Source organism: Streptomyces sp. NBC_00212 (assembly GCF_045206365.1).
Lineage (GTDB): Bacteria > Actinomycetota > Actinomycetes > Streptomycetales > Streptomycetaceae > Streptomyces.
Genome location: NZ_CP108115.1, coordinates 4,878,416 through 4,896,925 on the forward strand (window position 1 = coordinate 4,878,416; position 18,510 = coordinate 4,896,925).

18 protein-coding genes are annotated in these 18,510 nt (G+C 72.0%); 10 read left to right on the top strand and 8 right to left on the bottom strand.

Annotated features, from left to right (window positions below):
* Position 1 precedes the first annotated feature (1 nt).
* From OHA17_RS22425 to OHA17_RS22445, 5 genes are all read left to right on the top strand, one after another.
* Positions 2 to 1,882: an acetyl/propionyl/methylcrotonyl-CoA carboxylase subunit alpha gene (locus OHA17_RS22425; RefSeq protein ID WP_406508080.1), complete on the top strand. Its 1,881-nt coding sequence runs from the start codon at positions 2 to 4 to the stop codon at positions 1,880 to 1,882.
* A gap of 45 nt (positions 1,883 to 1,927) precedes the next feature.
* Positions 1,928 to 3,061, top strand: a complete 1,134-nt coding sequence (locus OHA17_RS22430) for an acyl-CoA dehydrogenase family protein (RefSeq protein ID WP_406508081.1) — start codon at positions 1,928 to 1,930, stop codon at positions 3,059 to 3,061.
* 138 nt (positions 3,062 to 3,199) lie between these two features.
* A complete protein-coding gene (locus OHA17_RS22435) occupies positions 3,200 to 4,849 on the top strand; it encodes a 4-coumarate--CoA ligase family protein (RefSeq protein ID WP_406508082.1) in 1,650 nt (549 codons plus the stop codon).
* Entirely contained in the window at positions 4,846 to 5,580 is a 735-nt protein-coding gene (locus tag OHA17_RS22440) for an enoyl-CoA hydratase family protein (protein WP_406508083.1), read from the top strand. The genes OHA17_RS22435 and OHA17_RS22440 overlap by 4 nt, the downstream gene beginning before the upstream one ends.
* Positions 5,568 to 6,170 carry a TetR/AcrR family transcriptional regulator gene (locus tag OHA17_RS22445; RefSeq protein WP_398878507.1) on the top strand — a complete coding sequence of 201 codons (603 nt, stop codon included), beginning with the start codon at positions 5,568 to 5,570 and terminating at the stop codon, positions 6,168 to 6,170. The genes OHA17_RS22440 and OHA17_RS22445 overlap by 13 nt, the downstream gene beginning before the upstream one ends.
* Before the next feature lie 68 nt (positions 6,171 to 6,238).
* On the opposite strand, the gene OHA17_RS22450 is transcribed toward OHA17_RS22445, so the two are convergent.
* Entirely contained in the window at positions 6,239 to 6,643 is a 405-nt protein-coding gene (locus OHA17_RS22450; protein WP_406508084.1) for a rodlin, read from the bottom strand.
* Positions 6,644 to 6,801: 158 nt separating this feature from the next.
* Here OHA17_RS22450 and OHA17_RS22455 point away from each other — a divergent pair, with 158 nt between their 5' ends.
* Positions 6,802 to 6,996, top strand: a complete 195-nt coding sequence (locus tag OHA17_RS22455; protein ID WP_159047904.1) for a hypothetical protein — start codon at positions 6,802 to 6,804, stop codon at positions 6,994 to 6,996.
* Between the two features lie 157 nt (positions 6,997 to 7,153).
* Here OHA17_RS22455 and OHA17_RS22460 read toward each other — a convergent pair whose 3' ends face one another.
* Entirely contained in the window at positions 7,154 to 7,561 is a 408-nt protein-coding gene (locus OHA17_RS22460) for a rodlin (RefSeq protein WP_406508085.1), read from the bottom strand.
* A gap of 332 nt (positions 7,562 to 7,893) precedes the next feature.
* Here OHA17_RS22460 and OHA17_RS22465 point away from each other — a divergent pair, with 332 nt between their 5' ends.
* The 4 genes from OHA17_RS22465 to OHA17_RS22480 all read left to right on the top strand — a co-directional run bounded on the left by OHA17_RS22465 (position 7,894) and on the right by OHA17_RS22480 (position 11,746).
* Positions 7,894 to 8,307: a rodlin gene (locus OHA17_RS22465; RefSeq protein WP_406508086.1), complete on the top strand. Its 414-nt coding sequence runs from the start codon at positions 7,894 to 7,896 to the stop codon at positions 8,305 to 8,307.
* A gap of 288 nt (positions 8,308 to 8,595) precedes the next feature.
* Positions 8,596 to 8,823, top strand: a complete 228-nt coding sequence (locus tag OHA17_RS22470; RefSeq protein ID WP_053728257.1) for a chaplin — start codon at positions 8,596 to 8,598, stop codon at positions 8,821 to 8,823.
* Between the two features lie 160 nt (positions 8,824 to 8,983).
* Positions 8,984 to 10,186 (top strand): chaplin family protein, encoded by a 1,203-nt coding sequence (locus OHA17_RS22475; RefSeq protein ID WP_406508087.1) that lies wholly within the window; start codon positions 8,984 to 8,986, stop codon positions 10,184 to 10,186.
* 330 nt (positions 10,187 to 10,516) lie between these two features.
* Positions 10,517 to 11,746 (top strand): glycoside hydrolase family 26 protein, encoded by a 1,230-nt coding sequence (locus OHA17_RS22480; RefSeq protein WP_406508088.1) that lies wholly within the window; start codon positions 10,517 to 10,519, stop codon positions 11,744 to 11,746.
* Here the strand turns inward: OHA17_RS22480 and OHA17_RS22485 are convergent.
* From OHA17_RS22485 to OHA17_RS22510, 6 genes are read right to left on the bottom strand one after another with little or no spacing between them, the layout of a single operon-like run.
* Positions 11,732 to 12,862, bottom strand: a complete 1,131-nt coding sequence (locus OHA17_RS22485; protein WP_406508089.1) for a GNAT family N-acetyltransferase — start codon at positions 12,860 to 12,862, stop codon at positions 11,732 to 11,734. The genes OHA17_RS22480 and OHA17_RS22485 overlap by 15 nt on opposite strands.
* Positions 12,862 to 13,527, bottom strand: coding sequence for a lipopolysaccharide biosynthesis protein (locus tag OHA17_RS22490; RefSeq protein WP_406508090.1), 666 nt, complete (start codon positions 13,525 to 13,527; stop codon positions 12,862 to 12,864). Before OHA17_RS22490 ends, OHA17_RS22485 begins: the two co-directional genes overlap by 1 nt.
* Positions 13,524 to 14,774 (bottom strand): glycosyltransferase, encoded by a 1,251-nt coding sequence (locus OHA17_RS22495; protein WP_406508091.1) that lies wholly within the window; start codon positions 14,772 to 14,774, stop codon positions 13,524 to 13,526. The genes OHA17_RS22490 and OHA17_RS22495 overlap by 4 nt, the downstream gene beginning before the upstream one ends.
* A complete protein-coding gene (locus OHA17_RS22500; RefSeq protein WP_078966637.1) occupies positions 14,771 to 15,556 on the bottom strand; it encodes a polysaccharide deacetylase family protein in 786 nt (261 codons plus the stop codon). Before OHA17_RS22500 ends, OHA17_RS22495 begins: the two co-directional genes overlap by 4 nt.
* Entirely contained in the window at positions 15,546 to 17,156 is a 1,611-nt protein-coding gene (murJ, locus tag OHA17_RS22505) for a murein biosynthesis integral membrane protein MurJ (protein WP_406508092.1), read from the bottom strand. The genes OHA17_RS22500 and murJ overlap by 11 nt, the downstream gene beginning before the upstream one ends.
* Positions 17,153 to 18,487: an O-antigen ligase family protein gene (locus tag OHA17_RS22510; RefSeq protein ID WP_406510783.1), complete on the bottom strand. Its 1,335-nt coding sequence runs from the start codon at positions 18,485 to 18,487 to the stop codon at positions 17,153 to 17,155. The genes murJ and OHA17_RS22510 overlap by 4 nt, the downstream gene beginning before the upstream one ends.
* Between the last annotated feature and the right edge of the window lie 23 nt (positions 18,488 to 18,510).

An 18,510-nucleotide genomic window follows, 5' to 3' on the forward strand; every position in this document is an offset into this window, starting at 1 on the left:
CATGATCGAGTCCGTACTTGTCGCCAACCGGGGCGAGATCGCCTGCCGGGTCTTCCGCACCTGCCGTGACCTGGGCATTTCCACGGTCGCGGTGTTTTCGGACGCCGACGCGGGCGCCCTGCACGTACGAGAGGCGGACAGCTCCGTACGGCTGCCGGGGGCCACACCCGCCGAGACGTACCTGCGCGGCGACCTCATCGTGAAGGCCGCCCTCGCCGCGGGCGCCGACGCCGTGCACCCCGGCTACGGCTTCCTCTCCGAGAACGCCGACTTCGCGCGGGCCGTCACCGGCGCCGGGCTCACCTGGATCGGCCCGCCCCCCGAGGCCATCGAGGCCATGGCCGCCAAGACTCGCGCCAAGGAACTCATGGGTCTGCCACCCCTCGACCTCGCCGATGTCACCGAGGACGACCTCCCTCTCCTCATCAAGGCCTCGGCCGGTGGCGGCGGACGCGGAATGAGGATCGTTCGGCAACTGACAGATATTGACCATCAGTTGATGTCGGCCCAAACCGAGGCCCTCACCGCCTTCGGTGACGGCACCGTCTTCGTCGAGCCCTACATCGAGGGCGGACGCCACGTCGAAGTCCAGGTCCTCGCCGACGCCCACGGCACCGTCTGGGTGCTCGGCACCCGTGACTGCTCCCTCCAGCGCCGTCACCAGAAGGTCATCGAGGAAGCCCCCGCGCCCGGCCTGAGCCCCGAGCTGACCGACGAGCTCCACACCCTCGCCGTACGCGCCGCGAAGGCCACCGACTACCGGGGCGCCGGCACCGTCGAGTTCCTGGTCGCCGACGCCAAGGCCCACTTCCTGGAGATGAACACCCGCCTCCAGGTCGAACACCCCGTCACCGAGGCCGTGTTCGGCGTCGACCTGGTCGCCCTCCAGGTCCGCATCGCCGAAGGCGAAGCCCTCCCGCCGACCCCGCCCGCCCCTCAGGGCCACGCCATCGAAGCCCGCCTCTACGCGGAGGACCCGGCCGCCGGCTGGGCTCCGCAGACCGGAACCATCCATCAACTGGCCCTCGATGGCGTCCGGTTGGACTCTGGCTACGCCGCCGGTGACACCATCGGCGTCCACTACGACCCCATGCTCGCCAAGGCCGTCGCCCACGCCCCCACCCGCGCCGAAGCCGCCCGCAAGCTGGCCCGCGCCCTCGAACGCGCCCGCATCCACGGCCCTGCCACCAACCGTGACCTGCTCGTACGCTCCCTGCGCCACCCCGAGTTCGCGGACGGGCCGACCGGAGCCGGCTTCCGCCTCGACACCGGCTTCTACGACCGCAACCTCCCCGAACTCACCACTCCCACCCCCGGCGCCCACCTCGCCGCCCTCGCCGCCGCCCTGGCGGACGCGGCCTCCCGGGCGGGCCGGTTCGGCGGCGGCTGGCGTAACGTACCGTCGCAACCGCAGGTCAAACGGTACGGCGAGCACGAGGTCCGCTACCGGTTCACCCGCCACGGCCTCGAAGCCGACGGCTGCCCCGAGGTGCGCCTCGACGCCGCCGAGCCCGGTCGTGTCAGGCTCGAAATCGGCGGTGTGGTACGCGAGTTCACCGTCGCGCGATACGGCGGTGACACCGTCTACGTCGACACGGCGTCCGGCTCGCACACCTTCACCGCCCACCCCCGCTTCACCGACCCCAGCGACCTCGTCGCGCCCGGCTCGCTGCTCGCCCCCATGCCGGGTGTCGTCGTGCGGGTCGCCGACGGCGTCGAGGAGGGCTGTCGCGTCGCCGCCGGACAGCCGCTGCTCTGGCTGGAGGCCATGAAGATGGAGCACCGCATCAGCGCTCCCGTCGCCGGCACGCTCACCGCGCTCCACGCCGTCCCCGGCCGCCAGGTCGAGGTCGGCGCCCTGCTCGCCGTAGTCGCCCCGTAGCCCGTCCCCCAGTCGTTCCGTGATCGCTCAGGAGGCTGAACCAGCATGACCGGAGTCATCGAGAGCCAGGAGAACAAGGATCTGCGCGCCGCCGTCGCCGCACTGGGGGCCCGGCACGGACGCGGGTTCGACCGCGCGGCCCTGTGGTCGGAGGCCGCCAAGCTCGGCTACCTCGGCGTGAACCTGCCCGAGCAGTACGGCGGCGGAGGCGGCGGGATGGCCGAACTGTCCATCGTCCTGGAGGAGTTGGGGTCGGCCGGCTGTCCGCTCCTGATGATGGTGGTCTCGCCCGCCATCTGCGGCACCGTCATCGCCCGCTTCGGTACGGACGCCCAGCAGCGGCAGTGGCTGCCGGGCCTCGCCGACGGCTCGCTCACCATGGCCTTCGGCATCACCGAGCCCGACGCCGGATCCAACTCGCACCGCATCACCACCACCGCCCGCCGGGACGGCGACGGCTGGATCCTGACCGGCCGCAAGGTCTTCATCTCCGGCGTCGACATAGCGGACGCGACCCTCATCGTCGGCCGCACCGAAGACGCTCGAACCGGCAGCCTCAAGCCCTGCCTGTTCATCGTCCCGCGCGACACTCCCGGCTTCCAGCGCTCACAGATCGACATGGAACTCCAGGCCGCGGAGAAGCAGTTCGAGCTGGTCCTCGACGACGTACGGCTGCCCGCCGAATCCCTCGTCGGCGACGAGGACGCCGGCCTGCTCCAGCTGTTCGCCGGGCTCAACCCCGAGCGGATCATGACGGCCGCGTTCGCGATCGGCATGGGCCGCTACGCGCTCGCGAAAGCTGTCGACTACGCGGGGACCCGGCAGGTGTGGAAGCTCCCCATCGGCGGCCACCAGGCCATCGCCCACCCCCTCGCCCAGGCCCACATCGAGCTCGAACTGGCCCGCCTGATGATGCAGAAGGCCGCCGCGCTGTACGACGCGGGCGACGACATCGGGGCGGGCGAGGCCGCCAACATGGCCAAGTACGCGGCCGCCGAGGCCTGCGTCAAGGCCGTCGACCAGGCCGTCCACACCCTCGGCGGCAACGGCCTGACCCGCGAGTACGGGCTCGCTTCGCTGATCACGGCGGCGAGGGTGGCCCGGATCGCGCCGGTCAGCCGCGAGATGATCCTCAACTACGTGTCCCACCAGTCGCTGGGGCTGCCCAAGTCGTACTAGGCGCTCCGCCGAGGTGCGGGGGTATCCACCGCGGGCCCGGTGGGGGCCGGTCGCGCCCACGCGGCGGAGCCGCACAATGTCACGGCCCCGCGCCCCTGTCCGCACGTACTTCTGCTCTGACGTACCAGGAGGCCCCGCATGGACTCCCCCCGTATCTTCCGCAGCGAATACGCCGACGTGCCCCTCGTCGACGAGCCCATCCACGAGGCGGTTCTCGCCCGATCCACCACGACCCACCCCGACGCCGTCGCCCTCATCGACGGCGCCGACCCCAGCGGAACCACCAACATCACCTACGGTCAACTCGACGTATGGCACCGCAGGTTGGCGGCATCGCTGGCCGCGTCCGGCTTGCGCAAGGGTGACGTGGTCGCCCTGCACAGCCCCAATTCAATCCTCTACCCCGTCGTGTTCTACGGGGCGAGCCGGGTCGGGGCGGCCGTCACCACGGTGCATCCGCTGAGCACCGCCGAGGAGTTCGCCAAGCAGCTCGCGGACTCCTGCGCGCGCTGGATCGTCACCGTGTCCCCGCTCCTGGAGACCGCCCGCCGGGCCGCCGAACTCGTGGGCAGCATCAAGGAGATCCTCGTCTGCGACCGGGCCGAGGGCCACCGCTCGATCGTCCACGACCTCCTGATGGGCGACGACGCGCCGGAGCCCGCCGTCGCCATCGACCCCGCCGAGGACATCGCCGTACTGCCGTACTCGTCCGGCACCACAGGCGTCCCCAAAGGCGTCATGCTCACCCATCGCAACATCGCCACCAACCTGGCCCAACTGCACCCGCTGGTCCCGCTGGTGCCGGGCGAGCGCATCCTCGCCGTGCTGCCCTTCTTCCACATCTACGGCATGACCGCCCTCATGAACGCGCCCCTGCGGTCCGGCGCGACCGTGGTGGTGCTGCCGCGTTTCGACCTCGACCAGTTCCTCGGCGCGATCGAGAAACACCGCATCACCAGCCTGTACGTGGCCCCGCCGATCGTGCTCGCGCTGGCGAAACACCCCGCGGTCGCCCAGTACGACCTCTCCTCGCTGGAGTACATCGTCAGCGCGGCCGCCCCGCTCGACTCCCGTCTGGCGGCGGCCTGTTCGGCCCGGCTCAAGCTGCCGCCGGTGCGCCAGGCGTACGGCATGACCGAGCTGTCGCCCGGCAGCCACATGGCCCCGCTGGCCACCGCGGCCCCTTCCCCGAGCTCTGCATCGCGTTCGGGCGGGGGCGACCCCGGCCCGGGCGCGGTCGGCAAGCTGCTGCCGTCCACCGAGATGCGCATCCTGCGCCTGGACGACCCGGCCCGCGACGCCGAACCCGGCGAGGAGGGTGAGGTCGCGATCCGCGGCCCGCAGGTCATGAAGGGCTACCTCGGCCGCCCCGAAGCCACCGCCGACATGATCGACGCGGACGGCTGGCTGCACACCGGCGACGTCGGCCGCGTCGACGACAACGGCTGGCTGTACGTCGTCGACCGGGTCAAGGAGCTCATCAAGTACAAGGGCTTCCAGGTCGCCCCCGCCGACCTGGAGGCCCTCCTGCTCACCCACCCCGCGATCGCGGACGCCGCCGTCATCGGCGTGTACGACGCCGACGGCAACGAGGTGCCCAAGGCCTTCGTCGTACGCCAGCCGGGAGCGCCGGACCTCGGCGCGGACGAGCTGATGGCGTACGTCGCCGAACGCGTCGCCCCGTACAAGAAGATCCGCCGCGTGGAGTTCGTCGAGAGCGTGCCCCGCGCCGCGTCCGGCAAGATCCTGCGGCGCGAGCTGCGCCAACGAGAGAAGGACCAGACGTGACGTACCTCCAGGCCGCCCACGACCGGGGCATCACCACCCTCGCCCTCGACTCGCCCGCCAACCGCAACGCGCTGTCGGCGGCCCTCGTGGCCGAGCTCGGCGAGGCGCTCGCGCGGTGCGCCGAGGACGCGGACGTACGGGCCGTGCTGCTCACCCACACCGGCGGCACGTTCTGCGCGGGCGCCGACCTGAAGGCCCCGCCGGACCCGGCGGCCTTCGTGGGCCTGATGCGTACGGTGGTGGAACTCCCCAAACCGGTCGTGGCGCGGGTCACCGGCCACGTCCGCGCGGGCGGCCTCGGCCTGCTCGCGGCCTGCGACATCGCGGTCGCGGGCCCCGGGTCCTCGTACGCGTTCACCGAGGCGCGGCTCGGCCTCGCGCCGGCCGTGATCTCCATGCCGGTGCTTCCCCGCATGGACCCGCGCGCGGCGAGCCGCTACTACCTGACGGGCGAGCGGTTCGACGCGGCGGAGGCGGCCCGCACCGGGCTCGTCACGCTCGCCGCCGACGACGTCGACGCGGCCGTCGCACCGGTCCTCGACGGGCTGCGCCGGTCCTCGCCGCAGGGCCTGGCCGCGTCGAAGGCTCTGGTCACGGCTACCGTGTCGGAGACCTTCGACCGCTGGTCCAAGGAACTGACCGCCCGCTCGGCGTCCCTCTTCGCCTCCGCCGAGGCGCGGGAGGGAGTGACAGCCTTCCTCGAACGACGGGACCCCGCATGGGTGTTGTGACCCCACCGAAGACGACGCCACCGAAGACCCCGAAGCAGGACCGCAGCCGGGCCACCCGGCAGCGCCTCCTGGAGGCCGCCGTGGCGTGCCTGGCCGAGCACGGCTGGGCGGGCTCGACCGTGTCGGTGGTCGCCGAGCGCGCCGGGGTCTCACGGGGCGCCGCCCAGCACCACTTCCCGACCCGCGAGGACCTGTTCACGGCGGCCGTCGAGTACGTCGCCGAACAGCGCTCGTCCGCGTTGCGGGCCCTTGACCGCACGGACCGGCGGGAGGTCGTGGCCGCGCTGGTCGGCCTCTACACGGGCCCGCTGTTCCGGGCCGCGCTGCACCTGTGGGTCGCCGCGGCCAACGAGCCCCAGCTGCACGCCCGGGTCACCGAGCTGGAGGCGAAGGTGGGCCGCGAGTCGCACCGCATCGCGGTGGAACTGCTCGCCGCGGACGAGTCCGCACCGGGCGTACGGGAGACGGTGCAGGGCTTCCTCGACATGGCCCGGGGGCTGGGCCTGGCCAACCTGCTCACCGACGACGCGGCCCGCCGGGAGCGGGTCGTGGCCCAGTGGGCGGTGCTCCTCGACGAGGCGCTGCGCTGAGGCGGCGGGCCCTGGCACACGGAACGGCCGGGCCCGGGTGACCCGGGCCCGGCCGTCGACCAGGCTGCTCAGCCCTTGCCGTTGCCGGACAGGACCGGGATCTCGTCCAGGATGTGCGAGAGCGGCTCGTCGCCCTTGACCTGCGTCGAGTTCTCGGTGCACTGCTGGTTCTGCGGCGCGGAGAGGACCGGCACGTCCTGCAGAGCGGAGACCGGCACGACGCCGACGACGGACGCGGCGTTGGCCTTGACCGGAACACCGGCACAGAGCTTGTTGAGGGAGCCCTGAACCAGGGTCATCTGGGGAGCCATGTCACCGTCGGTCTTCGAGTTGCCGAAGGCCTGCTGAGCACCGTTGCCGCTGAGCGTCTTCGTGCCGTTGTGGTCGCCGACGGCCATGGCCTGCGGCGCGGCCATCATCGCGACACCGGACACGGCTGCGGCGACGGCTGCGGCCGACCACACCTTCTGCATGTCTGCTCCTGTTGGTCTGATTCCACTGACAGGGATCCGTGAAGAGAAACGGTAAGAATCTCTTTCGGTTGTGCTCTGTCCCCCAAACAGAGCATTGTGGAATTCGAATCCGGTCGGCCGTGGTAATACGCAGTCACCACGACCGAGGGTGAGGAATCATGACTGAGACGCAGGATGCCTGGCGCCGGCAGACTTTCATCCCGATCACCCGTCGTCAATTCGAGAGCGAGGCGGCGGCCGAACCCATGTACGCGGCTCTGGTGCGTTCCTGGGTCGCCGAAGGGCGTACGGTTCCAGGTCGTCCCGACTGGGAATGGAATCAGCTCGTCAACGGGTTCTGCTGGCCTTCTTGAGCACGGCCTTCCCGCATTGCTCGCCCGGTGCCGGGCACGGAAAAAGACCGGACCCCCCGAATTCGCGGGTGCTCCGGCCGTGGAAAGCAGGATGCCGGACCACCGAAGGGATTGGCAGTGGTCCGGCTGTCCTGGGGAAACCCGGGCTCAGTGCCGTTCAGCCCTTGCTGTTGCCGGAGAGGACCGGGATCTGGTCCAGGATGTGCGAGAGCGGCTCGTCGCCCTTGGCCTGCGTCGAGTTCTCCGTGCACTGCTGGTTCTGCGGCGCGGAGAGGACGGGCACGTCCTGGAGTGCGGAGACCGGCACGACGCCGACGATCGAGGCGAGGTTGGCCTTGGCCGGCAGGGCGATGCAAGGCTTGTTGAACGAGCCCTGGATCAGGCCGATCTGCGGGCTCATGTTGCCGTACGTGGAGGAGTTCCCGTACGCCTGCACCGCTTCGTTGCCGCCGACCGTGGTGGTGCCGCCGTGGTCTCCTACAGCCATGGCCGGGGCGGCCAGCATGGCGGACGCGCCGACAAGCGAAACGGTGGCAGCGGACGCGGCCACAACCTTCTTGATCACGGTGGTCCCTTTCTGGTGGATGCCCCATACAGAGCCACCTGCCCAACTGGACCCCTACGGTTTGGTTTCTGCCCTTCACCCTTTCAGCCGTACGAAAATGAGATCGACGGGATTGCGCTCCCTTTACGGGTTGGGATTATATGGAGATCCGATTCGACATAAGCAACCGTGCCCTCCTGGCGGTTTTGTTCGGTATCCTTCGGGCTTCTTGAGAATCGTTCGGGTGACGCGCCGGAACCAAACCAGTACGGCGAAGTTGACCCCGAAGTAGTACGGCGCAGTAGATATGAGCGCGGTACTGCACGTGCTCTCCGTCAAGAAAAGGGAAGTCCATGCTCAAGAAGGTTATGGCCGCGTCCGCTGCCACCGTTTCGCTCGTCGGTGCCTCCGCGATGCTGGCCGCCCCCGCCATGGCCGTCGGCGACCATGGCGGCACCACCACGGTCAGCGGGAACGACGCGAAGCAGGCCTTCGGCAACTCGAAGACCGACGGCGACATGAGCCCCCAGCTGTCGCTGGTCCAGGGCTCGCTGAACAAGCCCTGCCTCGGTGTTCCGGTCAAGGCCAACCTCGCCTCGATCGTCGGCGTCGTGCCGGTCTCCGCACTCCAGGACGTGCCCGTCCTCTCCGCGCCGCAGAACCAGCAGTGCACCGAGAACTCGACGCAGGCCAAGGGCGACGAGCCGCTCTCGCACATCCTCGACCAGATCCCGGTTCTCTCCGGCAACGGCAGGGGCAACAACTGAGGCTCGTACGTAGCCGTTCGGGCCGTCGCGGTTCTCTCCGGACCGCGACGGCCCGAGTTCTTTTGTGCGCCAAATACCTTTCCGGTAAAGCGCCGAAGCGCGGAAGGCACTCCGTCCTGCCATTTGGGTGAGGAACTCGGGAGCGCTCTTCCCCTTCGGTTTCCTTTACCGCGATCGATCGTTACCCAGTCGTCAGCGGCTCCTTGGGCGAAAGCTCTGGCAACGCGCCGTGAGCAACGACTGGTTGCGCGACTTCTTGACTGAGGGAAGGAAAACCACGTGAACTACATGAAGGCCGCGACGGCTATCGCCGGTCTGGCCATCGCCGCAGGTGGTGCCGCCGCTCCGGCGTTCGCCGACGCCGCTGCGGACGGTGCCGCCGTCGGCAGCCCGGGTGTTCTGTCGGGCAACCTGGTCCAGGTCCCGGTCCACGTGCCGGTCAACCTGTGCGGCAACACCGTCAACGTCATCGCGCTGCTGAACCCGGCGTTCGGCAACGACTGCATCAACAAGTGATGTAGCGCCAGGACTCTCCACTCTGATTTTGGGGCGTGCCCACCGCACGCCCCAAAGTCGGTTTCCCCCACCTTTTCCCCGCGACACGGAAGACAGCCCATTGCGTCAGGTCATCAGCAAGACCCTGTTCACTGCCGTGGCAGCCACGAGCGTTCTTTCGATGGGCGGAAGCTACGCCCAGGCCGCCGGCACCGATGCCGAGACCATGGGCTCGCCGGGCCTGCTGTCGGGGAACTCGATCTCGGCGCCGGCCGATGTCCCGGTCCAGGCGTGCGGGAACACCGCGAACCCGGCCGGAGCGCTCAACCCGACCTTCGGCAACCACTGCACGACGGCCTCGCCGGGCGCCGAGGAGCGGGCCGACCACGCGGGTGAGAACGCGGGTCGTTACGGCTCCGAGGACGCGGACCGGGCGTCGTACGAGCGCTCGTTCAAGAAGGTGTTCGAGAAGGCGTTCACGAAGGCGCACCTGCCCCAGCCCCACCACGAGGAGCGCACGGAGGCGCCCGGGCCGGAGCGCCATGGGGCCGCCGCAAGTCAGGCGCGGTCCGTGACGAGCGGCTCCCCGGGCGCCCTGGCGGGCAACTCGCTGGCGGCGCCGCTCCACCTGCCGGTGCAGTTGTGCGGGAACACGGTGGACGTCGTGGGCCTGCTCAACCCGGCGATGGGCAACAGCTGCCGGACCGGGTCGGGCGAGGCCCCGCACGAGCCTCAGCCGCATCACGCCCCGCAGGCGCATCACGCACCGCCTCTGCACCATGTGCCGCCCGTTCACCATGCACCTCCGGTCCACCACGCGCCGCCAATCCATCACGCACCGCCTCTGCACCATGTGCCGCCGGTCCACCACGCGCCCCCCGCGCACCACGCGCCGCCGGTCCACGAGGCCCCGCCCGTGCATCACGCGCCTCCGGCCCACCACGCGCCGCCCGCGCACCACGCACCCCCCGTGCACGAAGCGCCGCCGATCCACCAGGCGCCCCCCGTCCACGAGGCCCCGCCCGCCCACCACGCCCCGCCGGGGCGCCACTGCCCGCCCCTGCATCACGCGCCGCCGGTCCACGAGGCCCCGCCCGTGCGCCACGCTCCCCCGGTCCACCATGTGCCGCCCATGCGCCATGTGCCGCCGGTCCACGAGGCTCCGCCCGCGCGGCACACACCCCCCGCCCACCACACCCCGCCCGCGCGACACGCCCACACCGTGGTGTCCACCGCACCCCGGGTCTTCGCTCCCCCGGCCGCGGCCCATCTCGCCGACACCGGGGCCGGGCCGGGGCTGCTCGCGGCAGCCGGCGGGGCCGCCGCGCTCATGCTCGGCGGAGGCGTGCTCTACCGGCGCGGCAGGGCGATGGCCGGCGTCTGACGGGTCCGCCGGGACCCCCACCCGCGGCAAGTGACGGCCGAGGGCTCGGGGTGGGGGTCAGGTTCGGCACCCGCCGCAACTCCCTTATAAACCAGGCCAGTTGGACATACGTGTTCGTGCAGCGAAGGGCTCGGCTCCTCCTCGGGGGCCGGGCCCTTCGACGTGCCGTCCGCCGCCCGGCAGTGTTCTGAGGGGGCCTCAGAACGCCCAATTCCCCCGTACCCCCGTTCGGGGGGCTTACGGCGTGGGCTGCTTATCTTCCCTATCGGCGCAATAAGAATATTTTCCAACCGGGAATCCGGGGAGGTCCTCAGTACCAAGGGAGCGCACATGCGTCAGCGACGTCATCGAGCGGCCACCTTCACCACAAGCGTTCTGGCGGCGGGCGCCCTCTTCAGTCTGGCACTGGCGCCCGGTGCCCATGGCAGCCAACCCGGAGTCCATCGACCCGGAGCGGGCAACGACCCTCCCCCCGCCCACCCCTCCGTCGCGAATTTCGGCGCCTTTCTGGATTCCGGCGCCCTCGGCGTGAAGCGCATCGCGGAGCTGGAGAAATGGCTCGGCGGCGCCGACATCCGGGTCGGTCATACCTATCTGCCCGGGGAAAGCTGGTTCGACATCGAGGGCAGGGCGGGGTTCCTCGACGACTGGGCCGCTTGGCGCCGCGAGCGCGCGGACCGCACCCTTGTCCTCAACGTCCCGATGCAGGCCCTCAACGAGATGGAAATCCCCGACGGCCGCGTGCGCAAGCTGCTCGCCCACGGAGCCGACGGGGACTACGACGACCACTTCAAGAAGCTGGCCGAGCGGCTGGTCGAGCTCAAGATCCCGGACACGGTCATCGTGCTCGGCTGGGAGATGAACGGCACCACGTACACCCATCGTTGCGGGCCCGACCCGGCCGCCTGGAAGAAATACTGGAAGAACGCGGTCACCGCCATGCGTTCCGTGCCGGGCCAGAAATTCCGGTTCGATTTCGCGCCGAGCCGAGGGCGCGACGCGGTGCCGTGGACCGACTGCTATCCGGGCGACGACGTCGTCGACATCATCGGAATGGATTCCTACGACCAGCCCCCGGGCCAGGATTTCGACAAGCAGGTCAAAGAGCCGTACGGGCTGCAGCAGCACGTGGATTTCGCCGCCGCGCACAAGAAGCCCATTTCCTATCCGGAATGGGGGCTCTTCCGCAACGGCGACAATCCCGAATACATGCGCCGCATGCTGGCCTGGATGGACGCGCACCAGCCGGTCTACAACACCATCACCGACTACTGCCCGCACGGCGTGTGGGAGTGCACCGACAACCCCCTCGCCTCGGAGGTCTACCGCTCGCTCCTGTTCGGCCGCAAGGAACCCACCCCGCAGCCGACGGCGCCGGCGACCCCGGCCGTCCCGGTGAGCCCCAAGCCGTCGACGGCGCCCAGTCCCCAGCCGGCCGCGCCGCCCGCCACGCCGACGCCGCCCGCCAACTGCTCGCCGCTCGACCTCAACCCGTGGGTCGAGTACTGGATCGGAGGCAAGCTCTGCCTCCGCCTCGACTGGTACTCACGCCGGTCCTGAGGGCTCCGTGGCGGGGCGGCGCCGGCCGTCCCGCCACTGCCGCAGGGCCCGCAGCGCGGCGCCCGCCCGGCGTCGCAGCCGCGCGTGCAGCGTGCTGGCCCACAGCAGTGGCAGGGTGCGCCGCCGGGCCAGCAGGAAGCGCTGATTGACCCGGACCTCCGGCCGCCAGTGCTGTTTGTACGGCTCGTTGCCGCGCAGCATGCTCAGCGCGGCCCGGCCGCTGCCGTCGATGCGCTGCGCGCAGGCCCGCAGCAGCATCGTGGCCACGTCCACCTTGCGGCCGCGCAGGCCGGGGTGCGCCCCGTACAGGTAGCCGCCCGCGAGGGCCGGGGAGAGCAGGGTCAGATCGGCCGCGACCACCTCGCCGTCCAGGCGGAACTCGGTGACCACCGCGTCGCCCTGCCGGGTCATCTCGCCCACCGCGCGCGCCAGATGCTCCTCGAACCGGGGCCGCAGGTGCTCGCGCGTCACCCCGCGGCCCTGCCACTGGAGCCCGTGCAGTTCGAGCAGCGTACGCAGCGCTCCGGGCACTTCCTCGGGAGGTACGTCGCGCTGCTCGATGCCCAGCGCGTCGATCTTGCGGAGCTTGGCGCGGGCCCGCTGGGCCCGGTTCGACGGGAGCCGCGAGAGGAGCGCGTCCATGCCCTCCGCGGGCAGCTCCAGACAGCGGGAGTCGCTCAGCTGGCGCCGCGCGGAAGGCCAGTTGGCGTGCAGCCGCTCGGCGCCGCCGCCCGGACGCACCTCGCCGAGGTCGATCAGGGCGCCGCGCGCCGAAGCCATCAGCGCCCCGGTGAGGGCGCCCGCCGCCTCCTCGGCGCAGGCGTCGTCCAGGAGTACGTCCGTGAAGTCGGAGATGGTGCCGCCCAGCGGAACGAGGGCCGGCAGCGGGCGCAGCACCCGCATCAGAGGAGCCGCGCCGACCAACTCGCCGTCCCGGTAGGCGAGATGGACCCGCAGCCGCCCCGGCGCCCCGTACGAGAGCCACCACGAATGCAGCCACGCGTGGCTCTGGAACGGGGTCGCGGTGCTGCAACTCCGGTGCAGGCGATGCCAGTTGGGGGCGAGGTCCGCGAAGCGGAGGTTGTCCGTGCACACCTCCACGCGGAGCCCGGCCACTAGCCGACCTCCTGCGGTACGGACGCCGCCCCGGCCGGGGCCGGCACCGCGGCGGCGAGCTCGGGCCCGGATTCGGGGCGGCGGCGCGGCCGGGCCAGCAGGGTGAGGCCGCCGAGGAGGCCGCCCGCGCAGCCGCCCACCAGCGTCGTAAGGGAGGCCGACGGGGACGAGGGGGCCAGGGGCTCGGCCGCGCGCGAGAACTGCACCACCTTCACCCCGGTGGCGGCCTGGGTGTGGGTGCCGTTCACGGTGAGGGCCCGGGCCACCGCGTTGGCCATGCCCGCGGCGTCCCCGGCCCGGGCCGAGGTGGCGGTGATCGCGATCATCGGCGCGTCGGGCGAGGTCGCCGTCTGCACGCCGGCGCGCAGGGTGTTCGCGCTCACCCCGGCCCACACCTGGGCGTCGCCGATGACCGCGACCTGGGTCGCGACCCGGCCGTACGCCTGCGCGAAGCCGAGTGCGACCGACGGGTCGGCCTTCTCGGCGGGGGTGACCACGACATAGCTGGTCGCGGTGTACTCCGGGGTCTTCACCACGCCGTACGCGCCGCCCGCCGTCGCGCCGAGCAGCGCGCACACGGGCAGCGGCCACCAGCGCGGCAGGTGCCGGGAGCGCAGCGGGCGGCCGGTGCTGTGACGCTGCCGCAGGCCGGAGAATTTGCTCATCTGGACTCTTCTTTCTCCGAGTTGTTCGTCGAGAGGTGCGTCGAGAGGTGCGTCGAGACGTGGGTCGAGACGTTCGTCGGGATGTGCACGCGGATGCCGGCCCTTTCGTACGCCGGGTGCGGCAGTGGCGCGCGGGCCGCGGCCGCCTCGTACACCTGGACCAGTTGGACCGAGGTCGTGGTCACGCAGTAGCGGCGCACCGCGTCGGGGACGGGCAGCCGGGTGCGGCCCGAGCGCTGGAACTCGTCCAGTACGTCGGTGAACGCGGCGGCCGTGCGGCCGGTGCGCAGCGCGCCGGGTGCGGATCCGGCGGGCAGGTCGTCGATCGCCGGGCAGGTCACGTACGCCACCGGGAGCCCGGCCGCCAGGCCCTCCACGACGGCCAGGCCGAAGGCCTCCTCGGCGGAGGGGGAGGCCAGGCAGTCCACCGCGGAGAGGAGGCCCGCGAGGCTGGGGCGGTGGCCCGCCGGGGACGTGCCGTCCTGGACGCACTCGCCCGCGAAGACGACCCGGGCGGCCACGCCGAGCCGTTCGGCGCGGGCCCGCAGCGGCTGTTCCTGTGCGCCGCCGCCCGCGAGCACCAGCCAGGCGTCCGGGAGGGCGGCGAGCGCGTCGACGAGGACGTGGAATCGCTTGCCCGCGGCCAGCCTGCCGACCGCCCCGATCACGAACGCCCTTGCGGGCAGGCCGAGTTGGCGGCGTACGGAGATGCGGGCGCGGGTGCTGAAGGCGAACTGGGCGGCGTCGATGCCGTTCGGGACCACCTGGATGCGGCGCTCGGGCACGCCCCAGCGGGTCAGGCGGTGCGCGATGGTGGGGGAGACCGCGACGGTCGTGGTGCCGAGCCGTTCGCTCGCCAGGTAGAGGCCGCGTACGGCGGGGCCGAGCCGGCGGCCCTCGATGCGGGCCTCGCCCAGGGAGTGCTCGGTGGCGACGACGGTGCGCACCCCGGCGAGCCTCGCCGCGAGGCGGCCGTACAGGCAGGCCCGGTACAGGTGGGTGTGGACGACGTCGTAGTGGCCGCGCCGGATGAGCTTGGTGAGCCGGGGGACCGCCGAGAGGTCGCGGTTGCCCGTCATGTCCAGGTTCCGCACCCGGCCGCCCTCGCGGACGATCGCGCGGGCCACGGCGCCGGGGTTGGTGAGCGTGACCACGTCGGCCTGGTAGGGCAACTGCCGCAGCAGCAGCCTGAGTTGCTGCTCGGCGCCGCCGATGCCGAGGCCGGTGATGACGTGCAGGACCTTCACGAGCCCTCCGGGAGGTCGGCGGGCTCGTGCCGGCGCCAGCGGTGCAGGCTGCGTTTGAGGTGCAGCCGCCAGCTGGTGTCGCGCTCGCCGACGTGGACGCGCGGCAGGGCGTAGCGGCCGGTCAGCGGGCCCGGGTCGATGGCGCAGGCGTACTGGTAGCCGGCCGAGCGGACCGCGTCGACGGCGCGCAGGTCGACGGCGCCGTACGGGTAGCAGAAGCCCGCCACGTCGTGCCCGGTCAGGTCGAGGAGGAGCTGCCTGCTCTCGTGCACCTCGCGGCGCAGGGTGTCCTCGTCGGCGTGGGTCAGGTCGACGTGGCGCAGGCCGTGGGATGCGACCTCCATGCCCCAGGTGGCGGCCTGCTGGATGCCGCGCTCGTCGAGGAGCGGCTTGCGCGGGCCCAGCGGGTCCCACTCGTTGGTGCAGCCGAGCAGGCCCGGCAGCACGAACACCGTCGCCGTGCAGTCGTAGCGGCGCAGGAGCGCGATGGCCTCGGCCGTGAAGTCGGCGTACCCGTCGTCGAAGGTGAGGCCGACCAGGCCCTGGACGGTGCCGGCCGCGCGGGCCCGGATGAGTTCGGCCACGCTCACCCCCTTGAGGCCGCGTCTTCGCAGCCAGCGCAGTTGGCGTTCGAAGCGGCGTGGGGAGACGGTGATGCGGTACGGGTCGTCCGTGGTGTGGGTCACCGAGTGGTACATGGCCACCCACAGCGGTGCGGCGGGGCGGGGTCGCGAACCAGTCAGTGGACCCCACGGGTCGCCGACTGCCGTGTCAACGGGCATGCCAGAGCTTTCGTGTGACGGGACGGAACAGCAGACAGAACTCCCGGACCCGCAGCAGCCGGGCCACGACGGCGAACACGACGACGGCCGAAGTGGCCCCGACGGTCAGCGCCAGTACGGGATTTGGTGTTTCGTACGCCCCCCACCAGCAGACGGCGGTCGCGCCGCCCGCGGCCACGACGAGCCGGGCGAGCTGCCCGCCCACCCAGCGCACGGACAGCGCCGTGCGGCGCCGCCCGCTGCCCCACAGGAGCATGAGCGCGGTCAGTGTGATGCCGAGCGCGTTGGCGCCGGCGATGCCGGGCGCGCCCCACACCGGTACGGCGAGGGCCCCCGCCACGGCGGTCGCGGCGAGCCCGGAGAGCATGGCGCAGGCCGGGAACCACAGGGGCCGGGCCTCGGAGAAGTAGGAGCGGGCGAGCACCCCGACGAGGGTCTGGCCGAGCAGTCCGAGCGCGTACATGCGCATCACGTCGGCGGTCGCCTCGGTGTCGTGGACGGTGAACGCGCCGCGCTGGAACAGGACTTGGATGATCTGCGGGGCACACGCCACCACCACCGAGGCGCCGAGCAGCACGATGGTGCCCGCCACGATCAGGTCGCTCTCCACGCGGCGCCGGGCCCGCTCGGTGTCGCCCGCGGCGAGGGCCCGGGCGATGACAGGGAAGGTGACCGTGCACAGCATCAGGGAGAGCACCATCGGCATCTGCGCCACCTTCTGGGCGTAGTTCAGATGCGAGATGGCTCCGGCGGGCAGCGGCGCGGCCAGGAACCGCTCGATGAGGACCTGTGTCTGGCGGCTGAGCGCGAACACCACGATGGGGGCGACCAGGGCGAGCCGCAGTGCCTGCGCCGTGCCCCGGGTGGGCCGGCGCGCGGCGGGCAGGGCGACGACGGGCTCCCGGTCCCGCCAGCTGTGCCACAGCGCGGGCAGCTGGACGAGGATCATGAGGACGCCGCCGAGCGCGACCCCGGCCGCCGCGGCCCGCACGCCCCACGCCCTGCCGAGCAGCAGGAGCAGGGCGATGATGCCCACGTTGTACGCCACGTAGATCGACGCGGGTGCCAGGAAGCGGCCGTGCCCGCGCAGGGCGGCGCTGCAGTATCCGGTGAGTCCGAAGGTGAGCACGCAGGTCGCGGTCAGCCGGGTGCAGTCGACGGCCAGGTCCGCGCGGGGCAGGCCGGGTGCGAGCACCGCGACCACGGCGGGGGCCGCGGCGATCAGTACCGCGCCGCCCGCGGCCAGTACGAGCATCAGCCGGGGCAGGGTGGCCGCCACCAGGGCGCGGACCGGGTCGGGGCCGGTGTGCCGGGCTCGTTTGACCAGCGCGAGGCTGAACGCGGGTACGAGGACGAAGGCCAGGCCGTCCTCGATCAGCAGCGTCGCGGCGACCTCCGGGACCGTCCAGGCGACCAGGAAGGCGTCGGTGTCGGTGTCGGCGCCGAAGAAGTGCGCGAAGGCCTGGTCGCGCAGCAGGCCGAGGAGGGCTCCGGCGACCGTGAGGCCGGCGGTGAGGAACGCGGCCCGCGCCAACAGCCGCCCGGACGAGCCGAGTTCGGGTGCGGCCGCGGGCGCGAGCGGAGGAACGATCTTCGTCACGGGCGGGCCGCCCGCTGTGCGGCGAGTGCCCACCAGGCGGCGAGGCCGAGCACGAGCGCGGTCACCGCGGTGGAGGGCCCGCCGATGTCACCGTAGAAGAAGTCGACGAGCAGCCAGATCAGGAGGCCGTTGGCGATCAGGGCGCAGTCCATCGGGGCGCCCTGCCCGCGCGCGAGGCGCAGTCTGCGGACGCCGGCGACCAGGAGGGCGGCCCAGCCGCCGACGACGGTGACCGCGCCGAGCAGGCCCTGCTCGCTCAGGACGAGGAGGTACATGTTGTGAGGGGAGAGCAGGGGCTGGCGCTTGAAGGCGGCGCCCGCGCCCGCGGTGTCGCTGCCGGAGGACAGGGCGAGCGAGGAGTTCCCGTCGCGATGGGCCGGGAAGCCCTTCAACCCGACGCCGGTGATGGGTGTTTGACGCCACATCAGTTCCGCTGCCGCCCACATGGTGTACCGGTCGGTCACGGACTGGTCGGGGGCGCTCTCGACCTGGGTGATGCTGGCGAGCCGCTCCTGGAGCAGTTGGGTGCCGGACCCGCTGGCACCGACCAGGACGACGGTGGCCGCCGCGATCACCGCGAGGACGGCCAGCGCCCGGCGCACCCCGGAGAGCAGCAGCAGCGCGCAGGCCGCGACGGCCGTCGCGATCCAGGCGCCCCGGCTGAACGACACGGCGAGCGGAAGCAGCAGGAGCGCCGCGCAGGCGAGGGCGGCCCGGCGCCGGCCACGGCTCGCGCCGGGGTTGGGGTCTCCCCTGCTCGAACGCAGTTGAGAGCTTGGGGAAGGGTCGAGGGCGAGACCGACCGAGCAGAGCAGCCCGCAGGACACCACGGTGGCCATGCCCATGATGTCCGAGGCGCCGAAGGTGCCGACCGCCCGGATGTCCTCGCCCATGTAGGAGGCGCCGGTGGAGGTCGCGTACTGCACGACGCCGACGCCGCCCTCGAACAGGGCGAGCGCCACCACGGCCGCCGCGGCGAGCCGGAAGTCGTCGCCGTCGCGCAGCAGGAGCAGCACGGCGAGCGGCACGAGTACGAAGATCTGGAGGTAGCGGCCGAGCCCGGCGACCGCGGTGCCGGGATCCGCGGCGCCCATCGCGGCCACGCAGATCCCGGCCACGGGAAGCCCCATGACGAGAGCGGCCGTACGGGTCAGCGGCCGGACGCCCTCGCGCAGGACCCGGACGAGCGCCCACACCACGAGCACCCCGCAGGCCGCGTCGGCGGCGGTCGCCGAGCCCTCGCCGCCCAGCGGGGGAGTGGCGAGCAGCGCGATCACGGCGAGCAGCGGCAGCAGGTGCAGGGCCCGGCGCAGCGGGGCCGGGACAGGCATCGGCGGCGCGGCCGCGAAGGCGT